Source organism: Verrucomicrobiota bacterium, from assembly GCA_016871675.1.
Classification (GTDB): domain Bacteria; phylum Verrucomicrobiota; class Verrucomicrobiia; order Limisphaerales; family VHCN01; genus VHCN01.
In genome coordinates this window covers 1-2,081 of the sequence record VHCN01000144.1, presented here as the reverse complement: position 1 = coordinate 2,081, position 2,081 = coordinate 1, and the positions used below count along the sequence as shown (strand labels likewise).

The window sequence follows — 2,081 nt, the reverse complement described above, 5'->3', positions numbered from 1 at the left end:
TGCTGCAATCGCTGCCCGAGGTCAACGCGCAAGCCATCGGAGTCATCGGCCACTCGCTCGGCGGGCACAACGCCCTGTTCCTCGCGATGTTCGATGACCGGGTGAAGGCCGTGGTATCGAGCTGCGGCTACAACGTCTTCGCCAAGCACAACCAAGGCAACGTCAGCGCCTGGAGCAGCCGTTTTTACATGCCGCGCATCAAGACCGTGTATGGCGACGACCCGGCGAAGATCCCCTTCGACTTCACGGAAGTGCTGGCCGCGCTCGCACCGCGCCCTGTCTTCACCAACGCGCCGCTGCACGACGCCCCGGACTTCGAAGTCTCCGGCGTGCGCGATTGCCTCACCGCCGCCCTGCCGGTCTATCGCGAGGTCTTCCAGGCCGCGGACCGGCTTGAAGTTCGCCACCCCGACGCCGCGCACGAGTTTCCCGACGCCGAGCGCCAGGCGGCCTATGCCTTCCTGGACAAACACCTGCGCCAAACCCGAAAGTGACCGCGCTGTGAGACAGAAGATTCAAGGTCCGATGACACCCGCTTCCTCATCCACTCTCTCCCGCCGTCAGTGGTTCGCCGTGGCCGGCGGCGGTTTCGGCTCGCTCGCGCTGGGACAGTCGGGTGGCGGCCAGGCCCTGATGCTCGCCGAAGCTGGGCGGACGAGCTACCTGATCGTGGCGGCTCCGTCCGGGGCTGCGGACGGGATCGAGGATTATGCCGCGAAGACGCTAGCGGTTTATTTGAGACCGGCCACGACATGCCCGCCAAGTTCAACGCCGATGTCAAAGCATGGGTGCTGAAACAGATCGCCCCCTAGCCATCCTCTTCTTGCATCACGCAGCAGACATGAAACACAGCGTCACAGAACTTCCGTTCAACAGCTTCCTCGGCATCGAGACAGCTTCCGAGGCACCGCAGCTTCTTAGGCTTCCGGCAGGCGCGCAGTATCTCAACCATCTCGGAACAGTCCACGCCAGCGCACAGCTGGCCCTCGCTGAGGCCTCGAGCGGTGAGTTTCTACTGCGGGCGCTTGGCTCTGCTTCTGGAATCGTTCCCGTCGTCCGCCGTCTCGAAGCGAAGTTCCGCAAGCCAGCCAACGGCGCACTCACCTCCACGGTCTCCACGCCCCCGGACATTCTTGAGCAGCTTCGCAGCGACCTCGCCGCCAAGGGGCGCGGCATGATCAGCGTCGCCGTCGAACTGCACGACGAGTCCGGCGCACACACGCTTTCAGCGACGGTCGAGTGGTTCATCACCAGAATACAATGAGGCCCTTTAAACCCATGCAGAAGCAGTGAAATGAAACAAGGCCGGCGCCTCATGAACAAAGGAGCGATCATCGCCGGGCTGGCGACCCTGGCCGCGCTGGCTGTCGCGATTCATGGGATCGGCTACTTCACGCATCCCGGGCACGCGCCGCTGCTGCGGGTGCATTCGGGGCTGAACCGCACGGTGTTGCTCATTCACATCATCGGATCGTGCGTCGCCATCGTCACGGGGCCGGTGCAGTTCGTGGCGGCGCTGCGCACGCGATTCCCGCGGTGGCATCGCCGGGTCGGTTACGGCTACTTTGCCGGCGTCTCGGTGGGCGGAGTGGCCGGGCTATATTCGGCGACGGTGTCGATGGGCGGACTTGTGGCGCACACCGGCTTTTTTCTGCTCGCCGTGTTTTGGCTGGCGACGGCGGCTTTCGCCCTCGCGGCAATCCGGCAACGCCGCATCGCGCTGCATCGCGAGTGGATGGTGCGCTGTTATGCGCTGACCTTCGCGGCCGTGACGCTGCGTCTCTGGCTGCCCTTTCTCACCGCAGCCAGCGGCAGTTTTGACGAGGCCTACCAAACCGTCGCTTGGCTCTCCTGGGTCCCCAACCTGATCGTGGCGGAAATCTGGAACAGGAAAACACAACCATGAAACCCACCCTCACCCTCCTCACCGCCCTGCGGCTCACGCCGCTGGCCATGCACCCTCACAATCCGGTTTCGCGCCAACCTTGACCTCATCTCCATCCAGTCGGCCCATCGCACAAACACCTTCCTGCCAACTCCGATGAAAAAACTGCGCATCGCCTCCTTTCAGCTCGAATCCG

The 2,081-nt window shown here is 63.7% G+C and carries 3 protein-coding genes; all 3 read left to right on the top strand.

Annotation, left to right across the window (positions count from 1 at the left end; genetic code table 11):
- A partial coding sequence (locus FJ386_15490; protein ID MBM3878090.1) for an acetylxylan esterase occupies window positions 1-494 on the top strand: 494 nt, incomplete at its 5' end.
- Window positions 495-841: 347 nt separating this feature from the next.
- Window positions 842-1,264, top strand: coding sequence for a DUF4442 domain-containing protein (locus tag FJ386_15485; GenBank protein MBM3878089.1), 423 nt, complete (start codon window positions 842-844; stop codon window positions 1,262-1,264).
- Between the two features lie 30 nt (window positions 1,265-1,294).
- Window positions 1,295-1,906: a DUF2306 domain-containing protein gene (locus FJ386_15480; GenBank protein ID MBM3878088.1), complete on the top strand. Its 612-nt coding sequence runs from the start codon at window positions 1,295-1,297 to the stop codon at window positions 1,904-1,906.
- Window positions 1,907-2,081: the final 175 nt, after the last annotated feature.